This window comes from Sphingomonas cavernae (assembly GCF_003590775.1).
Lineage (GTDB): Bacteria > Pseudomonadota > Alphaproteobacteria > Sphingomonadales > Sphingomonadaceae > Sphingobium_A > Sphingobium_A cavernae.
Map to the genome: position 1 here is coordinate 580,558 of NZ_QYUM01000004.1, position 15,893 is coordinate 596,450.

Below are 15,893 nucleotides of genomic sequence, written 5' to 3' on the forward strand. Positions count from 1 at the left end.
CTGCGCAGCAGCTCGGGCGTGACCATAATCGAGTTCTGACGCGCAGACCCTACTGCGCGCCCTCCTCCACCGGATAGCCTTTTTCACGCCACAGCTTCATGCCCCCGTCGAGCGCGGTGGCGCGCCTGAAGCCCAGCTCGCGCAGCGTCGCCGCGGCCAGCGTCGAGACCTTTCCGAATTCGCAGACGGTGAGGATACGAAGCGTCGGGTCGGGCAGTTCCTGGTTGACGCGCAGCTCGAGCTGCCCGCGCGGCAAATGACGCGCGCCCTCGATATGCCCCGCCTCGAAGGCGCTCCGCTCGCGTACGTCGAGCACGATCAGGTCGTCTCCGCCCTCCAACAGCCGCGTCCTCAGCTCGGCAAGCGACATGAAGGGCACCTTGCGCGCCGCCTCGGCAAGCATCTGCTCGATCGTCTTGCCGCCGCACATATTGGTGCGCAGCGCCTCGGTCATGTGATCGGGCGCGGTCAGGTTCAGATGCTGCATCATCTCGGCGAACGCGGCGCGGTCGCGCTGCTGCAGCCTCGGGTTTTCCGCGATCTCGCGGCCGATGGTGCTCGACGATTGCCCCTTGTAGTCGTGCGCCGGAAACACCTGGGTCGCGGGATCGAGCTTCAGCACGATATTGAACAGGCTGTCATAGAGCGCATCGGGATCGCCCGTCGGCAGATCGGTGCGCCCTGTCCCGCCGATCAGCAGAGTATCTCCGGTGAACAGCCGATCCTCGATATGCAGGCACATCGAATCATTGGTGTGCCCCGGCGTGTGGATCGCCTGCAGCCGCAGGTCGCCAAAGATCAGCATGTCCCCGTCATCGAGCCGCAGATCCGCATAGGGCGCGACGCTGTTGCGGTGCATCACCGCGGGCACGCCCAGCCGGTCCTTGAGTTCGTGCGCGGCCGAAAAATGATCGGCATGGGTATGCGTGTCGACGACATAGCGCAGCCTCAGCCCCTCGCGCGCGAGCACGCCAAGATAGCGGTCGAGCTGCGGCAGCGCCGGGTCGATCAGGATTGCCGAGCAGCTTTCGCCGCAGCCGAGCAGATAGGACTGGCAACCGCCCGTGCTGATCTGCTGCAGGATCATGCGTCCCTGCGCCTCCCGCCGATCATGTTTCTTCGGGCTGCGGCACCACGCGCATATAGGGCTTCACCGTCTTCCAGCCCGCGGGGAAAAGCGCCTTCGCATCCTCGTCAGAGACCGCCGGCACAATGATGACGTCCTCGCCCTGCTTCCAGTTCACCGGCGTCGCGACCTTGTGCTGCGCGGTGAGCTGGCACGAATCGATCAGCCGCAGCACCTCATCGAAATTGCGCCCCGTGCTCATCGGATAGACGAGCATCGCCTTGATCAGCTTGTCGGGGCCGATCAGATAGACCGTCCGCACCGTCTGGTTGTTGAGCGGGGTCCGCCCCTCGGCGCTGTCGCCCGCATCGGCGGGCAGCATGTCATACAGCTTGGCGACCGCGAGATCATGATCGGCGATGATCGGGTAGGTCACCTCACCGCCCGTCACTTCCTTGATATCGGCCAGCCACCGCTCATGATCGCCCAGCGGATCGACCGAGAGTCCGATCACCTTGCAGTTGCGCGCGGCGAACTGGTCCTGGCACTTGGCCAGATAGCCGAGCTCGGTCGTGCAGACAGGCGTAAAATCCTTGGGATGGGAAAACAGCATGCCCCAGGAGTCGCCGAGCCAATCATGGAACCGGATTTGTCCCTGCGTGGTCTCGGCGGTGAAATCGGGAGCACGTTCCGCGATTCGCAGCGCCATGATGTCCTCCTTTGAGAAGTCACCGGCATAGCAAATCCGGCGCACGTCCGCCATGACGATGCGCAGAAGGGCATCGGCCCGCTAGCTTGGCGCGGCCCAGTCGCTTTCGCCCGGCCATCGCCCCTCGACGGCGCGATAGGCCAGCGCGAGCGCGCCGGTCAGCCCCGCCGATGGCCCCGCACCCGGAGCGACGATGTAGGTTTCCATGGCGCGCGTCCGGGCGTTCAGCCCGTAGCCGCCGAGCTTTTCGGACAATGCGTCGCGCACCAGTCCATGAAGATGCCCCGCCTGCATCACCCCGCCACCCAGAATTATGCGCCGGGGTTGCAGTGCGTAGGTGAGATTGAGGCATAACGACGCCAGATAATCGGCTTCGATCGCCCAGCCCGGATGATCGCGCGGCAGGTCGGCAGCATCGACACCCCAGCGCGCCCGCATCGCGGGACCGGCGGCCATCCCCTCCAGACAGTCGCCGTGATAGGGGCAGATGCCCTTGAAACCAGCATCGCCCGCCGCGCGCGGGATCCGCATATGTCCGGCCTCGGGATGGCTCGCGCCGCCATGCGGCACGCCGCCGATCACGACGCCGACGCCGATCCCCGTGCCCACCGTGACATAGCAGAAGCAATCGAGCCCCTGCCCGCTGCCGAACAGCATCTCCCCCACCGCCGCCGCGTTGACGTCGGTGTCGAGCGTCACCGGGACATTCAACGCATGCTGGAAGTGGCCGACCAGATCGGTTCCCGACCAGCCCGGCTTGGGGGTCGTTGTGATCGTGCCGAAATCAGCCGCAGCGGGATCGAGCGAGAGCGGCCCGAAGCTGCCGATCGCCAGCGCCGCGATCGGCCCATGCGCCTCGCTCGTCTGCAGGAAGAAGTCAGTCGCCGCACCCAGGGTTTCGGCGGGCGTGGTCGTGGCGATCCGGACCTCGTCGAGCACCTGACCGTCGGGCCGCGCCACCGCGCACAGAAACTTGGTCCCCCCCGCCTCGATCGCCGCCAGCAGCCCTTTGCGGTCGATGCTCATGCGCGGGACGGCCTTTCCTGAAGCGTCCGGCCATGCGTCCGAACCACGCCGGAGCATGCGGATTCACCGCAATAGGATCAAGCGCGATAAGGGCGAGACGCCGCGCTCGACCATCGACCGCGCTTCTGAGCCGCGCACGCACAAGCGGCCATGTCCACTTTGTCGTGGGATCCGGACGGTCCGGAAACGGTCCATCCCGGCCTCAACGCCAGACATGGACGAAGGACCGGTTTTTTTTGGACGTCGGCAGGCCGCTGAACGGCCGAGATTGCAGCGGAAGCTGTTAGCGTCCGATCGGCTATGACTACTGACGGGACCGCTTGAAGCCAAAATTTCGGCGTTTAGGAATGGCCCCCGCGATCGCCCGCTTGCAATGTAGGACTTTGAATGTTCTTGAAACGTTCCAAGGCGAGATTGAACAGGAGAACATGAATGGTTGACGTGACCAAGGAAGAACTCATCGCCGCCAGCGGTGCCTCGCTTGTGGGTTTTAAACAGAATACGACCGTAGCCTCAACGCGTACCGTGGAAGCAAAGCTGCGAGAAGCGGTCAGCGTGCGGGACTATGGTGCAGTTGGCGACGGCAGTACTGATGACAGTGATGCAATTAACGCAGCCATTGCCAGCGCTCTGACGATCGGCGGCACGCTCTTCTTTCCCAAGGGATTTTATCGTGTCGTCCGCACGCTCAACATCGGTTTGCAGGTCTATACAAACTACCAGCAACCCATCGACAGCATTGGCTGGGAAGGATGCTCGCTAAACACGGCAAATAAGGCGGCCAATGCCTCAAAAAAGCGCCTGGATGTGGTTGGCGAAGCCGGCGCAGTCATCATCGGCGATTTTACCACGACCGCTCCGACACCGATCATCGCTTACAATCTCGATAACGATACGCTCGAGGAAACCGGATCCATTCGGAACTTGACCGTCATTACGGCCAATCAGTTCAGCAGCGGAAAGATTACGCCAACCGCCTATGATGGCAACAATCTCATCGGTCTGTTCACAGGACGCGGCGCGAAAATCGTCGACAAAATCAACTATTATGGATGCGGATATGGGCATGTCTCGCTTAGCTCCTACTGGTGCACGCACCAGAACCTTGAAGCCTTCAATTGCGGTCGCGGCTTCACCTTCACAGAGATGAATGCCGGGCTGCACAACAGCTGAATGCGGTGAACTGCTCGGTCGGCTACGTGATGACGGGGCAAAATGCAAAATATGCCGTTTTCGGCTGCGAAAATTGCGAGAACGAGGTTTGGATTCCATCTGCCGACAGCTCGCACTTCGGGCCAGCCTATCTGGAAGATGCCCGCACATCCGGTGGTCAGGGAACCGTGCAATTCAGAGTAGGCAAGACTGCGGATGCAGCAAGCGATGTGGTTCATTGCACCTTTGAAAACATCCTGCTGCTGCGCGGCGCTGGCAATACAAAACAGGCTTTCCAGTTTCGTGCCAGCTACGTTAATACATATACCGGTTGCCGGGCATATGGCGGCCCGAACAGCGTTGATAATGTTTCGACCGGAACTCTCATCAACTGCGATTTCACCGTTTCGCGCTTCACATCCAATATTTCGAGCGAAGGCTCCTGGGCTCCGGTAATCGGCGATTCTTGGGGCAACTATTTTTCGACAACCGTTTCGACAGGACAGTATAGTCGTAACGGTAACGTGGTGACCGCGGTCGCGAGGGTGGCTTGGTCCAGTAAGGGGTCAGCTGGCGCGAGCCCTTTGATCCTCACGCTTCCGATTCCCGCCCGGAACGCATCGGAGCTTAAACAGGCCGTCACGATTGGTGACTATTCCGGGCTGAACACCATCAGACCCGTCACAGCCAATATTTTGCCGGATACATCGCTGATGACCTTTCATTGGGTTGATAACAGCAATGTTTGGTCCGACCTGTTCGCAAATCAGTGTAACAATGGTGGCGAACTTGTCGTCTCAATGACTTATTTAATCTAACAAGATCCGTTCCGGGTGCGCCCTTCTGTGCTTAGTGGTGGAGAAGGGCTTGCTCGGGGCATCTCAGTTATCCTGTCGGACTGCGGCGCTTGTCTCTGAAGCGCCGGTCAAGGCTGCATTTTTTTCGTTCAGCCGAGTAGCAATCCATCAGCTTCGTCCCAGTTCGGCTAGTTGGGGGTTCATGAATGAATGGCTGCTATTGGGGCCGTCGCGAGGTGAACTTAATGTTCGCGATTGCGGCGAAAGCAGCCGGAAAGATCGCTGTCCTACAGCCAGCGCGTTCGCTTGAATCGGATATACAGCGCCGAGCACAGAAACAGCATGATGCCCACGACGACGAAATAGCCGTATCGCGTCCTGAGTTCGGGCATGTTGTCGAAGTTCATGCCATAGATTCCCGCCAGCGCGGTCGGGACCGCGAGGATCGCGGCCCAGGCGGCAAGCTGACGCGTGCTCTTGCTCTGCCGCTGCTGCTCGAGCAGGTTGCTCACCTCGAAGACCGATGTCAGCACCTCGCGCAGGCTGCCGACCATCGCCTCGACGCGGCGGACATGATCCAGCACGTCGCGGAAATAGGGTCTGACCTCGGGGTCGAGGCAGGGCAGATCGAGATTGGCGAGCTTGCTGCACACCTCCGACATGGGACCGAGTACGCGTTGGAAGCGAATGAGCTGGCGGCGCAATCCGAAGATTCGCCTGACCTCTTCGCGCTCGAGAAACGCGTCGAGCGCCCGCTGCTCCATCTCCAGGACCTCTTCCTCGATCGCCTCGACGACGGGCAGATAGCCGTCGACGATGAAATCGAGAATTGCGTGAAGCACATAGTCGACGCCGTGGCTGAGCAGCGAGGGCGCGGCCTCGAGTTGCTGGCGCAATCCGGAATGCGAGCGCGCTGAACCGTGGCGCACCGTGATGATATGGTCCTCGCTGATGAAGATCGCGGTCTCGCCATAGGCGATCGTGTCGTCTTCCAGATGCGCGGTGCGGGCGACGACAAAAAGCTGGTCGCCATAGACATCGACCTTGGGAAGCTGGTGCGCCTTGAGCGCGTCCTCCACCGCGAGCGGATGTAGGTCGTAATTCTCCTGAAGCGCGCGCAGTTCATGCTCATCGGGTTCGACCAGGCCGATCCATACGAATTCGCTCCTGTCGTCGGCGCAGCGCATGGGTTCATCGAGCGAAACCGGCCCGATCTTCCGGCCGTTGCGATAGAGATAGGCAGCGACAACGCTCATCAGACCCTCGATGCGACAGTGACGATGTCGGGGTATCAGATGCCAAGGCGTTGCGAAAAGGAAAGATGTGGTCGGCGCCGCGACCCGGTTTTCCCTGTCCTACACAGCCCCGATCTGCGACGCTCGGCTGCTATCCACGCTCGCGCATGGATCGCACGCTCTTTCACACCGTAAAGCCAGCAGCGCATCGAAGCGGGCCACGCAATCAAGATACGCGACGACGAAACTTTATTTTACGATTCACGGGAAAACTGCGAACATAAGCGCGCGCCTTACACGATCTCCACCTCGAGCGGCGTCAGGCCCTCGATCCGGGCCTCGAGGTGATTGCCGCGCGCGACCGCGCCTACGCCAGCGGGGGTGCCGGTGAAAATCAGGTCACCGGGCATCAGGCGTATATAGGTCGAAAGCTCGGCGATGATTGCGGGGACGTTCCACAGCATTTCCGACGTGCGCCCGTTCTGGCGCGTCTCGCCATCGACGGCGAGCGTGATCGCGACATCGCTGACATCGTCCGCCTCGGCGGCGGGCGTGATCGCGCCGACGGGGGCTGCGCCGTCGAAGCTCTTGCCCATGTCCCATGGCCGGCGCTTGTCCTTGGCGGCGCCCTGCAGGTCGCGGCGCGTCATGTCGAGCCCGACGGCATAGCCGAAGACGTGGCGCAGCGCGTCCTGCTCGGCGATGTCGGCGCCGCCCAGTTCGAGCGCGACGACCAGCTCCACCTCATGGTGCAGATCGTCGGTCCGCGGCGGATAGGGCAGCTTGCCCGGCGTCGTTGGCAGGCAGCTCGCGGGCTTGATGAAGAAGAAGGGCGGCTCGGGCACCGTATCGCCCATTTCCTTCGCATGCTCGGCATAGTTGCGCCCGACGCAGAAAATGCGTCCCACCGGAAAGCGGCCGCCCCCGACGATTGGAAGCATGGGCTGGACGGGCGGTTCGATGGTCATGCGAGTCGGGTCTCTCAGCTTGTCAGCACACGCCACGCTTACGCACCACGTCGCGTCAAAGCCAGCCGATCGTTCAGTCCAGCCCCTTGATCGTCATGCTCTGGTCGATGGCAAGGTCGGCCTCGAAGCTGGCGACCGGATAGGCGCAATAATCGGCGGCGTAATAGGCGCTGGGCCGGTGGTTGCCCGACTCGCCAAGCCCGCCAAAGGGCATGTTGGACGCCGCCCCCGTCGTAGGCCGGTTGCGGTTGATGACGCCGGCGCGCGCGCGGCTCAGGAACTTGCACCACAGCGCATCCTCGTCCGTGATGAGGCCGGCCGACAGGCCAAAAGCGGTGTTGTTCGCCGCCGCAATCGCCGCGTCGAAATCGGCGACGCGCGCCACTTGCAGGATCGGCGCGAATATCTCGGTGTCAGGCGTATCCGCACCCGTGACGTCAAGTATCGCGGGGGTGACGAAGGCGGGCGACCGATCGAGGATCCTGAAAGGCAGCACGGTCTTCGCGCCGCGCGTCTCGAGCGCCTTCACCGCCTCCAGCGCGTGCGCCGCGGGCGCATTGGCGATGAGCGGCCCCATGAAGGGCTCCTGGTTGTCGTTCCACGCGCCGATGCGCAGCCGCTGCGCCATCGCCGCGGTCGCCTCGATCACCGCATCGCCATGCGCACCTTCGGGAACGATCAGCCGGCGCGCGCACGAGCAGCGCTGGCCCGTGGTGATGAAGCTGGATTGCACGATGATCGAGGCGGTGGCCTCGACGTCGCCGTCCCATGCGATCAGCGGATTGTTGCCGCCCAGTTCGAGCGCGAGGATCACATGCGGCTTGTCCGCGAAAAAACGCCGGAAATGCGCGCCCGCCGCCGCCGATCCCGTGAAGAGCAGCCCGTCAATATTGCCCGCGATCAGCGCCGCGCCGGTGTCGCGTCCGCCCTGGACGAGATTGAAGACGCCCGCGGGCAGGCCAGCGGCAGCCCAGGCCTCGGCCATCAACTGGCCGGTGTGCGGGGTGAGTTCGGAAGGCTTGAAGACCACGGTGTCGCCCGCGATCAGCGCGGGGACGATATGGCCGTTGGGGAGATGGCCGGGGAAATTATAGGGCCCGAGCACGACCATCACGCCGTGCGGGCGGTGGCGCAGCACCGCGCGGCCGAAGTCCATCGCGGCCTCGCGCGTGCCGGTGCGCTCCGCATAGGCGGCGATCGAAATGCCGACCTTGCCGATCATCGCGCCGATCTCGGCGGTGGTTTCCCACAGCGCCTTGCCCGTCTCGCGTGAGATCGCTTCCGCAAAGGCGGGCTTGCGCCGTTCGAGCTGCTCGGCAAAGCGCTTGACCGCGGCGATGCGCTCTTCGAGCGGAGTATCGGCCCAGCCCTGGAAGGCCGCACGCGCAGCGGCGATGGCGGATGCGCAATCCTCGGAGGTAGCAGCGCGGCCATGCCAGACCTGATCGCCTGTCGCGGGATCGAGCGAGGTGAAGGGCTCGCCGCGACCGCCATTCCAGTGCCCGTTGATGTAGAGATCGGTCATTGGTTCACCCTTATCATGTCGTCTGCGGTCACGCCGAGCAGCCGGGCGGCGTCGCGGCCGATGACCGCGCGATTGTCGATCACCGAGACATCGGCGCGGATCGCCCGGAAGCTGGCGATTGCGGTGGTGGAAAGCAAGGCCGGTTCGGCAGCGCCGGCATCGTCATCAATCGCAACGCGTAGCGTGCGGCCGCCCCGGATCGTCGCGATCGCATCGCGCGGCGCGGTGACGGTCGGTCCGCCGTCGAAAATGTCGATCAACCCCGATGGGCTGAAGCCTTCGCGCTTGAGCATCGCCATCGCCGCCTCGCCATCGCGGTGGCAGCGGCCGATCGCGTTGCACGCGGCCTCGTCGATCAGTTCGACATAGATGGGATGGCGCGGCGCGAGGTCGAGGATGAACTGGCCGTCGGTCGACATCACCATGCGATCCGCCTCGGTGAAGGGCAGCCGGTAAAACTTGCTGGAGACGCCTTCCCAGAAGGGGCTCGTCGTGCCGGTCCTCCTCGAACCAGCCGCGCAGTTCAGCCATCACGGTTTCGGAGAAGCGCAGCGGGTCGGCGCCGATCAGCATGTAGCGGGAACGCGCGAGCAGGCTGCCCGCACCACCCGCGCGCGCCTCGGGGCGGAGGAAGAGCGAACCGACCTCGGTCCAGCCGCCGCATTCGTTGACGAGCACGAGCGCGCGATGATCGAAGCGCGTATCGATCGCCGACGAATATTGCGCAAGCGTCACGACGCGGAACGAGAAATGCGGCCGCTTGAGCCCAACTGCCGCGCGAACACCGGCGAGCCCTTCGACCCGGCCGGTCTCCGAATCCTCGAGCATCAGCGTGTACCAGGCTTCGGCGGGCGCGGTCTCGCCTGCAAAGCTAGCGGCCGAAACCGCGAGCCGCTCGGCGAGCGTCGCCTCATCCTCCGGAAGACTGGTGAAGCCCGGGCCCGAAAGGACCGCGAGCTCCATCATCGCATCGATATCCGCGGGCCCCGCCGGCCTGATGAAGAGCATCAGGCCGCCTTGGCAAGCGTCGCGCGGACGGCTTCGCAGGTGGCCTCGAAGCGCTTCAGCGCTTCCTCGGCATCGGCGATCGGCATGTTGAGCGGGGGCAGCAGCCGCACGCAATTCTCGCCACCGCCAGCGACAAGCAGATGCTGGTCGCGCGCCGCGGCCATGAATTCGCGGTTGTTGATCACCATCTTGACGCCGATCAGCAGCCCCTTGCCGCGCACGTCGACGATGATGTCGGGGTAGCGCGCGGCAATGTCGCGCAGGCCGTTCGACAGCGTTTCCGCCACTTTGGTTGCATGTGCCAGCGTTTCCGGACGCGCGATCTCGTCAAACGCCGCGATGCTGACGGCCATGGCGAGTGGGTTGCCGCCGAAGGTCGAACCATGCGCACCGAATGTCATGCCCTTGGCTGCCTCGGCGGTGGCGACGCAGGCGCCGACAGGGAAGCCGCCCCCCAGCGCCTTCGCAACCGCCATGATGTCGGGCTCGGCACCCGGGAACCACTGGTGCGCGAACAGCCTGCCCGTGCGGCCCATGCCCGACTGGATCTCGTCATGGATGAGCAGCACGCCAGCCTCGGTACAGCGGCGACGCACCTCAAGCAGCCACTCGCCCGAGAGCGCACGTGCGCCGCCCTCGCCCTGCACGGGTTCGACGATCAGCGCGGCAGCCGTGGGGCGTGCGATCGCCTCGGCAATCGCGTCCATGTCGTCGAGGCCGAGCTGGATGAAACCGGGCAGACGGGGCCCGAAACCTTCGAGATAGGTCGCGTTGCCCGAGGCGTTGACCGCGGCATAGGTGCGGCCGTGGAATGAGCCCGCAAAACCGATCACGTCGATGCGCTCGGGCTGCCCATTGGCGGCGTGATATTTGCGCGCAGTCTTGAGCCCGCACTCGATCGCCTCCGACCCCGAATTGCCGAAGAAAACGGTGTCGGCGAAGCTGTTGGCAGTGAGGCGTTCGGCAAGTTCTTCCTGTCCCGGAATGCGGAAGATGTTGGAGAGGTGCCAGATCTTACCGGCCTGTTCGGTGAGCGCGGCGACAAGCCCGGGATGCGCATGGCCGAGCCCGTTGGTCGCGATGCCCGCGACGCAATCGAGATAGGCCTCGCCTTCCTTGGTATAGAGCCAGGGGCCCACGCCGCGCTCGAACACGACGGGCGCGCGGTTGTAAACGGCCATGATCCTATCCGACATTCTGGCTTCCTTCCTGTGTGTTGATGGATCCGAAATCGACACGGCCCACCCGCTGCGGGGCGACCAGATTCTGAATTTTTCCCGACAGATCGCGAACCGCCTCGGGCACGAAGCGGGCATATTGGCGGATATTGCGCGGGCCGATGCCATGTTCCGCGCTGAAACTGCCGCCGAACTGCTCGACCGCCTTGGCGAAGACATGATCGCGCACCGCGTCGGCAACCGCCGGGTCGAGCGAGCCGTTGGCGCGCGGCCACACCATGTTGAAGTGCAGTCCGCCGTCGCCGATATGCCCGAAATCATGGACGCCAAGGCCCGGCCAGCGCGCACCGATCTCGGCGAGTGCCTCGGCGCGGAAGCGCATCACGTCCCCGCGCCGTAGCGCGATGTCGCAGGCGACGACCTGCCCCGACGCCCGCAATCCTTCGGGGATAGCGTGGCGGATCGCCCAGAGCGCGTCGCGGCGGTCGACCGCCACGTCCAGCACGGGAGAATCTGCACGCTCCATGATCTCCGCAAGCGCCTCGCCCAGCGCCTCTTCGAGCGCGTCCTCGCTCAGCACCGGTCCGCTCGAAAGCTCGACGAGCACGGCATAGGGAGGCGTCGCACCGGCAAACGGGTGCTGGAGCCGCAAGACATGCGCGAGGGCGGCGTCGAATGCGGGCGCCGACATGCCCTCAAAGGCGGTGAGCAGCGTGCCAAAACGCGCCTCAAGCAGCGAGAGCAGTTCGAGCGCGGCATCGGGGCGGCGAAGCGCGACCAGTGCGGTCACCTGTGCAGCGGGCTTGGGCTGGAGCGCGAGTGTCGCGCGCGTGATGACACCCAGCGAACCCGAAGCGCCCGTGAAGAGCTGCTTGAGATCGAGCCCGACATTGTTCTTCCAGAGCGCCCCGCCGAGTTCGAGCACCGTCCCCTTGCCATCTGCGAGCACCACCTCGAGCCCGAGCAGGTTGCTGCGGACATCGCCATAGCGCAGGAATCGCGCGCCACCGGTATTGGCGCCGACCATCCCGCCGACCGAAGGATCAGCGCCAAGGTCGATCGGGAAGAACAGGTCATACGCGCCCGCGGCATCATTGATCGTCGAGAGCAGCACGCCTGCATCGGCGGAGACGGTGCGGTTCACCGCATCAACCTCGGGTGCGCGCGTAAGCCGTTCGAGGCTCAGAATCAGCGCATCGCCACGATCGTCGGCGACGCCCGCGCCGACCAGTCCCGTGCGCGCGCCCTGCGGCACGACGGTGACACCGTGTTGCGCGGCAAGGCGCAGGATCGCCGACACCTCAGCGCTGCTCGCGGGCCGCAGCACCGCAAGAGCGCGCCCGCCGGGCTGGCGGCCGTCCATCTCATAGCGCGCGACATCGGCGCGATCGACGAGCACATGGGTCGCGCCGATCGCCTCGCCCAGCGCCATGAGCAGGTCAGTCATGCGGCCTTGGTCATCGCGAAGATGCCCTGCGCATTGCTGCTGTCGAAGCCGAGGTCGAGCTTGCCCGTGGCGGGATCGACGTCGCGCGTGATGAATTCGTAGAACGAGCCCGGCACGCGGCGCGCCACCGTCGCACCATCACCGTCGACGAACAAGCGCTCGACCTGATCGGCGCGGAACGCAGTCTGGCGCACGCGACCGTTTGTAGATACTTCGACCGCATCCTTCACCAGCCTTCCGAGCGCGCGCTGCGCATCCGAAAGCGTCTCTACATCGGGAACGCGATCGGTCGCGTGATTGAAGGCATTGCCCTCGGTCGCGATCCACGCCGCCTCGGCTGAGCGCGCCAGCAGCGCCTCATAGTCGGCGAGCGCGGGCGTATCGTGATGGCACCCGAAAGCCGCGACGATCTCGGGCAGCGCAGCGACGGCAAGATCGAAGGCTGCGCATTCCATTTCCGCGAAGCGCGCGAGCGCTGCATGTGCTGCCACCCCCAGCGGATCGCGCGAGCTCCCGAAAACACGGCGTGCGACGCGCTCGAATTCGGGACCAAAGCGCTCGACATGCAGCTCGCTCACGAAGAATTGCGGGATGCTCTCGGGCGCGTCCTGATGGCAATAGGCGCGGCCGGTCATGTTCAGGCGCGGCAGCGGATAGACATTGGCGACGGTGTAGCCCAGCGGCTTCAGGATGCGCGCGAACGCCTCCTCCCCCGCCGGCAGCGCGCCGGTCGCGCCATCGGCGAAGCGGATCGTGCGCAGCGCGCCATGATCGAAGAACACCTTGCCACCGCCCGCGGTCACATCCGCAACATAGGCCGCGCCCGTGGGCACGCGCGCGAGCAGATCGTCGAACAGCACGATATTCAGCGCCATCGCGAAACTGGCGCGCGAGACGATTGCCGCTCCCGCGCTGTCGAGCGCAGGAGCAAGATCGAGCTTGTCGATCGCCGCCTTCGCCGCGTCGATGCCCAGCACCGATGCCGCCAGTTTCAGGATCACGCTTTCATTCGAACTCGTCATGTACGCCTCCAGAGGATATGACGGTCATTCGCGTATCTCGGCGCGCAAGCAAAACGCAAAAGGCGCATATCTAAATGAGCATTTGGAATGAGTAATGGCCCAAGACGTCTGCTTCCACCGACATCGGCGCTGCATTGCTTCGCCGCGGCAGCGCGGCATGGCAGCTTTTCGCGCGCGGGCGAGGAAGTGGGCCTGACCCAGAGCGCCGTCAGCCGCCAGATCGCGCACCTCGAGGACTGGCTCCAGACCCTGCTGTTCGTGCGCCATGGACGCCGAGTGACTCTGAGTGCCGAGGGGCGCGACTATGCCGAGGCGATCATGCCCGCGCTCGAACGCATCCGCCGCGCGACCGCGCGCGCGCTCGAACGCCGTCCCGAACGCGAGCTATCGATCGCGACCTTGCCGAGCTTCGGCATGCGCTGGCTCGCGCCGCGCCTCCCCCGCCTGACCGAGCGCCACCCCGATCTGATCGTCAATTTCCTGGCGCGATCCGACGAGTTCGACTTCGCGGACGAGAACTTCGATGCCGCGATCCATTTCGGTCTGCCTGACTGGCCGCACGTCACGCACGACCTGCTGTTCCGCGAAGAGGCTATCCCGGTAACGGCACCTGCGTTGCTCGCCGAGCACGCCATCCAGACCCCGGCCGATCTCGCGAAGCTGCCGTTGCTCGTCCAGTCGTCGCGCCGGAATGCGTGGACGCAGTGGTTCGAGCGCGCGGGTGTTCCCGTAGCCGTCCCTGCGGTCGGCCCCAGCTTCGAGCATTTCCTGATGCTCGCACAGGCTGCGGCTGCGGGCGCGGGCGTCGCGCTGATCCCGAGCTTCCTGATCGAGCCCGAATTGCGATCGGGTGCGCTTGCCTGCCCCTTTGCGCTGCCGATCTCGAGCGAGCACGCCTATTATCTGGTCTATCCGCCCGACAGGATAGCGAACCCGCTGTTCCTTCACTTCAGGGACTGGATCGTTCACGAAGCTGCGGGATCGGACTCGTCACCGCTAGTCCGTCCGGGTTCACCCGGCAACGGTTGAGGCCACGGACCTTGTCAAAGCCCTTCGCCGCCAACCCAATGCGCATTGGCGAGGCGGCGCGCCAGGCTCCAGGTCTGCCGACGGAGGTCCGGCACCGCGATGATTTCCCAAAGTCCGCCGCGGGTCATCGGACCGATCGCGTAAAGCGTATCCCACGCGCTGCCGTTGGCTGCGATCACGCGCGACTGTTCGTCTATGTCGAGCCCCAGCCGAAGGGCATCGGGTCGAATATGACCGCTCGTACGCAACGCGCGGAGCAGGCGCTGGTCGGTTCGAAGCAGATCGCCTTGCGGGCCGGTGCAGTTCACCACGCGTCGAAAGTGGCGCGACACCACCGTGTCTTCCCCACGCGGCCGCCAGACGATCTCGGCAAAGCGCTTCGCGGAATCTGCGCGGACGATCTTTCCCGCCGCAAAGCGGAGCCGCCCCGCGGCCTGCATCGCGGCAATGCGTGATGCGACCTCTGGTGCCAGGCGATGGCGATGAACATCCCACCAGGGACGCAGATGACGCAGGAAGCGGCGGCGTATCTCGTCGGGGGCTGCGCTCCACATCATCTGGGTCATGGGGCGCAGTGCGTCGATCGCGTCACGCCAACCATGCGCTTCGGCGCCCGCCCGGACGAAGCGCAACAATTCGGAGAGAACCGCGGGGGGACGATCCGACAGCGGAGAAATCACGGGTTGCGCGTCGTGATGCGAACGGGGGCACAATCCACGGCGCGACAGTGCGAGGATTCGGCCGCGAAAACCCTGTGCATCGAGCAAAAGGGCTGCGTCGATCGCAGTCAGGCCGCTGCCGAGCAGCAGCACCTCGTCATCATCGCCGAGACCCTCGACGATATCCTCAGCCCAGGGATCGGCGGCGTAGCAGCCCGACGGCAGACGCGCCGGATCGAGGTTTGCAGGCGGGTGCGGCGGAAGGTTGCCGAGCGCAAGCACCGCGGCGTCGGCGTCGAGCGAGGACCCGTCGGCGAGAGTGACGGTCACGCGGCCCTGATCGGGCACGACATCCACCGCCTCGCCCGACACGACCGTCAGCCGGTTGCCCGACGCGCGCCGCGCTGCATCGAGCAATCCGGCGAGGTAGCGGCCATAAAGATTGCGCGGCACGAAACTGCCTGCGGTGCCGCCCCCCTCGCGCGCGAGCCAGCGAACGAAATGGTCCGGATCGTCGGGAAACGCGCTCATGCTGCCCGCACGCACATTGAGCAGGTGCGAGGGGTGCGCGGCGCTATAGGCGACGCCGCGCGCGAGCTGCTCGCCCCTGCGTTCGATCAGGATGGCGCGGGGGCCTTCATGGCGCAGCAAATTTATCGCCTGCAGCGCCCCTGAAAAACCACCGCCGATGATGGCAACCGTCTCGCAAGCGCTGGGCGACGCCGGCAGAGGAACCGCAGGTCGTTCGCGATACTGCGTATCTGCGAGCATCAATTCCCGGACGATCGCGCGACGAGTCGCTGGGGACACAGACGCGGATCGGTGTGCGCATATTCCTCGGCCGCCATGCGCGCATAGCGTGCTGCCATCGCACGATGCATCAGTTCGGCGACCCGGTCGACCGCACGCTCAGCGGCGCGCAGCTCGGCTTTCCAGCATGCAATCAGGAAGTCCCTGGTCTTGCGTCCCATCGTCACCTCCTTGCTTGTCCCGCCTATCTGAACTTTGCCGGTCCGTAGCAAATCTTCGCTTGACCGACTCATTCTCTACCATTTAAGTCAACATATCGGAT

The 15,893-nt window shown here is 64.6% G+C and carries 15 protein-coding genes and 1 pseudogene; 3 read left to right on the forward strand and 13 right to left on the reverse strand.

The features are described from left to right. Positions 1–49: 49 nt before the first annotated feature. The 3 genes from D3876_RS18120 to D3876_RS18130 form a co-directional block, all read right to left on the reverse strand. Positions 50–1,087 (reverse strand): MBL fold metallo-hydrolase, encoded by a 1,038-nt coding sequence (locus D3876_RS18120; RefSeq protein ID WP_119764892.1) that lies wholly within the window; start codon positions 1,085–1,087, stop codon positions 50–52. 22 nt (positions 1,088–1,109) lie between these two features. Then, on the reverse strand, positions 1,110–1,775 hold the full coding sequence (locus D3876_RS18125) for a peroxiredoxin (RefSeq protein WP_119765679.1): 666 nt from the start codon (positions 1,773–1,775) through the stop codon (positions 1,110–1,112). Positions 1,776–1,856: 81 nt separating this feature from the next. Next, entirely contained in the window at positions 1,857–2,801 is a 945-nt protein-coding gene (locus D3876_RS18130; RefSeq protein WP_119765681.1) for an ROK family protein, read from the reverse strand. A 432-nt stretch (positions 2,802–3,233) separates the two neighbouring features. Between D3876_RS18130 and D3876_RS18135 the strand changes: the two genes are divergently transcribed. Then, a complete protein-coding gene (locus tag D3876_RS18135; RefSeq protein WP_119764894.1) occupies positions 3,234–3,974 on the forward strand; it encodes a glycosyl hydrolase family 28-related protein in 741 nt (246 codons plus the stop codon). A 5-nt stretch (positions 3,975–3,979) separates the two neighbouring features. Continuing rightward, on the forward strand, positions 3,980–4,771 hold the full coding sequence (locus tag D3876_RS18140) for a hypothetical protein (protein WP_119764896.1): 792 nt from the start codon (positions 3,980–3,982) through the stop codon (positions 4,769–4,771). A 266-nt stretch (positions 4,772–5,037) separates the two neighbouring features. Here D3876_RS18140 and corA read toward each other — a convergent pair whose 3' ends face one another. From corA to D3876_RS18175, 8 genes and pseudogenes are all read right to left on the reverse strand, one after another. Next, a complete protein-coding gene (gene corA, locus D3876_RS18145; RefSeq protein WP_119764898.1) occupies positions 5,038–6,006 on the reverse strand; it encodes a magnesium/cobalt transporter CorA in 969 nt (322 codons plus the stop codon). Between the two features lie 272 nt (positions 6,007–6,278). After that, on the reverse strand, positions 6,279–6,953 hold the full coding sequence (locus tag D3876_RS18150; RefSeq protein ID WP_119764900.1) for a fumarylacetoacetate hydrolase family protein: 675 nt from the start codon (positions 6,951–6,953) through the stop codon (positions 6,279–6,281). Positions 6,954–7,026: 73 nt separating this feature from the next. Beyond that, the gene (gene astD / locus D3876_RS18155) at positions 7,027–8,478 is read right to left on the reverse strand and encodes a succinylglutamate-semialdehyde dehydrogenase (RefSeq protein ID WP_119764902.1); all 1,452 of its coding nucleotides are present in this window, start codon (positions 8,476–8,478) and stop codon (positions 7,027–7,029) included. Further along, positions 8,475–9,005: an arginine N-succinyltransferase gene (locus D3876_RS21080; RefSeq protein ID WP_338014358.1), complete on the reverse strand. Its 531-nt coding sequence runs from the start codon at positions 9,003–9,005 to the stop codon at positions 8,475–8,477. Before D3876_RS21080 ends, astD begins: the two co-directional genes overlap by 4 nt. 31 nt (positions 9,006–9,036) lie before the next feature. After that, positions 9,037–9,486 (reverse strand): annotated as a pseudogene (locus D3876_RS21085) (arginine N-succinyltransferase); the annotation flags it as partial. After that, a complete protein-coding gene (locus D3876_RS18165; RefSeq protein WP_119764903.1) occupies positions 9,486–10,682 on the reverse strand; it encodes an aspartate aminotransferase family protein in 1,197 nt (398 codons plus the stop codon). The gene D3876_RS18165 and the pseudogene D3876_RS21085, both read right to left, overlap by 1 nt. Then, positions 10,672–12,111, reverse strand: coding sequence for an FAD-binding oxidoreductase (locus tag D3876_RS18170; RefSeq protein ID WP_119764905.1), 1,440 nt, complete (start codon positions 12,109–12,111; stop codon positions 10,672–10,674). The genes D3876_RS18165 and D3876_RS18170 overlap by 11 nt, the downstream gene beginning before the upstream one ends. After that, on the reverse strand, positions 12,108–13,133 hold the full coding sequence (locus D3876_RS18175; protein ID WP_119764907.1) for a 2-oxoadipate dioxygenase/decarboxylase family protein: 1,026 nt from the start codon (positions 13,131–13,133) through the stop codon (positions 12,108–12,110). Before D3876_RS18175 ends, D3876_RS18170 begins: the two co-directional genes overlap by 4 nt. 87 nt (positions 13,134–13,220) lie before the next feature. On the opposite strand from D3876_RS18175, the gene gcvA reads away from it, so the two are divergent. Next, the gene (gcvA, locus tag D3876_RS18180; RefSeq protein WP_119764909.1) at positions 13,221–14,162 is read left to right on the forward strand and encodes a transcriptional regulator GcvA; all 942 of its coding nucleotides are present in this window, start codon (positions 13,221–13,223) and stop codon (positions 14,160–14,162) included. Positions 14,163–14,176: 14 nt separating this feature from the next. Here gcvA and D3876_RS18185 read toward each other — a convergent pair whose 3' ends face one another. Further along, positions 14,177–15,592: an FAD/NAD(P)-binding protein gene (locus D3876_RS18185; protein ID WP_119764911.1), complete on the reverse strand. Its 1,416-nt coding sequence runs from the start codon at positions 15,590–15,592 to the stop codon at positions 14,177–14,179. Then, positions 15,592–15,792 carry a hypothetical protein gene (locus D3876_RS18190; RefSeq protein ID WP_119764913.1) on the reverse strand — a complete coding sequence of 67 codons (201 nt, stop codon included), beginning with the start codon at positions 15,790–15,792 and terminating at the stop codon, positions 15,592–15,594. The genes D3876_RS18185 and D3876_RS18190 overlap by 1 nt, the downstream gene beginning before the upstream one ends. Positions 15,793–15,893: the final 101 nt, after the last annotated feature.

What these genes read in the sequence shown, in the direction of transcription:
- D3876_RS18120 (WP_119764892.1), bottom strand. Translation starts at nt 1,087, where the DNA reads ATGATCCTGCAGCAGATCAGCACGGGCGGTTGCCAGTCCTATCTGCTC.
- D3876_RS18125 (WP_119765679.1), bottom strand. Translation starts at nt 1,775, where the DNA reads ATGGCGCTGCGAATCGCGGAACGTGCTCCCGATTTCACCGCCGAGACC.
- D3876_RS18130 (WP_119765681.1), bottom strand. Translation starts at nt 2,801, where the DNA reads ATGAGCATCGACCGCAAAGGGCTGCTGGCGGCGATCGAGGCGGGGGGG.
- D3876_RS18135 (WP_119764894.1), top strand. Translation starts at nt 3,234, where the DNA reads ATGGTTGACGTGACCAAGGAAGAACTCATCGCCGCCAGCGGTGCCTCG.
- corA (WP_119764898.1), bottom strand. Translation starts at nt 6,006, where the DNA reads ATGAGCGTTGTCGCTGCCTATCTCTATCGCAACGGCCGGAAGATCGGG.
- D3876_RS18150 (WP_119764900.1), bottom strand. Translation starts at nt 6,953, where the DNA reads ATGACCATCGAACCGCCCGTCCAGCCCATGCTTCCAATCGTCGGGGGC.
- astD (WP_119764902.1), bottom strand. Translation starts at nt 8,478, where the DNA reads ATGACCGATCTCTACATCAACGGGCACTGGAATGGCGGTCGCGGCGAG.
- D3876_RS18165 (WP_119764903.1), bottom strand. Translation starts at nt 10,682, where the DNA reads ATGTCGGATAGGATCATGGCCGTTTACAACCGCGCGCCCGTCGTGTTC.
- D3876_RS18170 (WP_119764905.1), bottom strand. Translation starts at nt 12,111, where the DNA reads ATGACTGACCTGCTCATGGCGCTGGGCGAGGCGATCGGCGCGACCCAT.
- D3876_RS18175 (WP_119764907.1), bottom strand. Translation starts at nt 13,133, where the DNA reads ATGACGAGTTCGAATGAAAGCGTGATCCTGAAACTGGCGGCATCGGTG.
- gcvA (WP_119764909.1), top strand. Translation starts at nt 13,221, where the DNA reads ATGAGTAATGGCCCAAGACGTCTGCTTCCACCGACATCGGCGCTGCAT.
- D3876_RS18185 (WP_119764911.1), bottom strand. Translation starts at nt 15,592, where the DNA reads ATGCTCGCAGATACGCAGTATCGCGAACGACCTGCGGTTCCTCTGCCG.
- D3876_RS18190 (WP_119764913.1), bottom strand. Translation starts at nt 15,792, where the DNA reads ATGGGACGCAAGACCAGGGACTTCCTGATTGCATGCTGGAAAGCCGAG.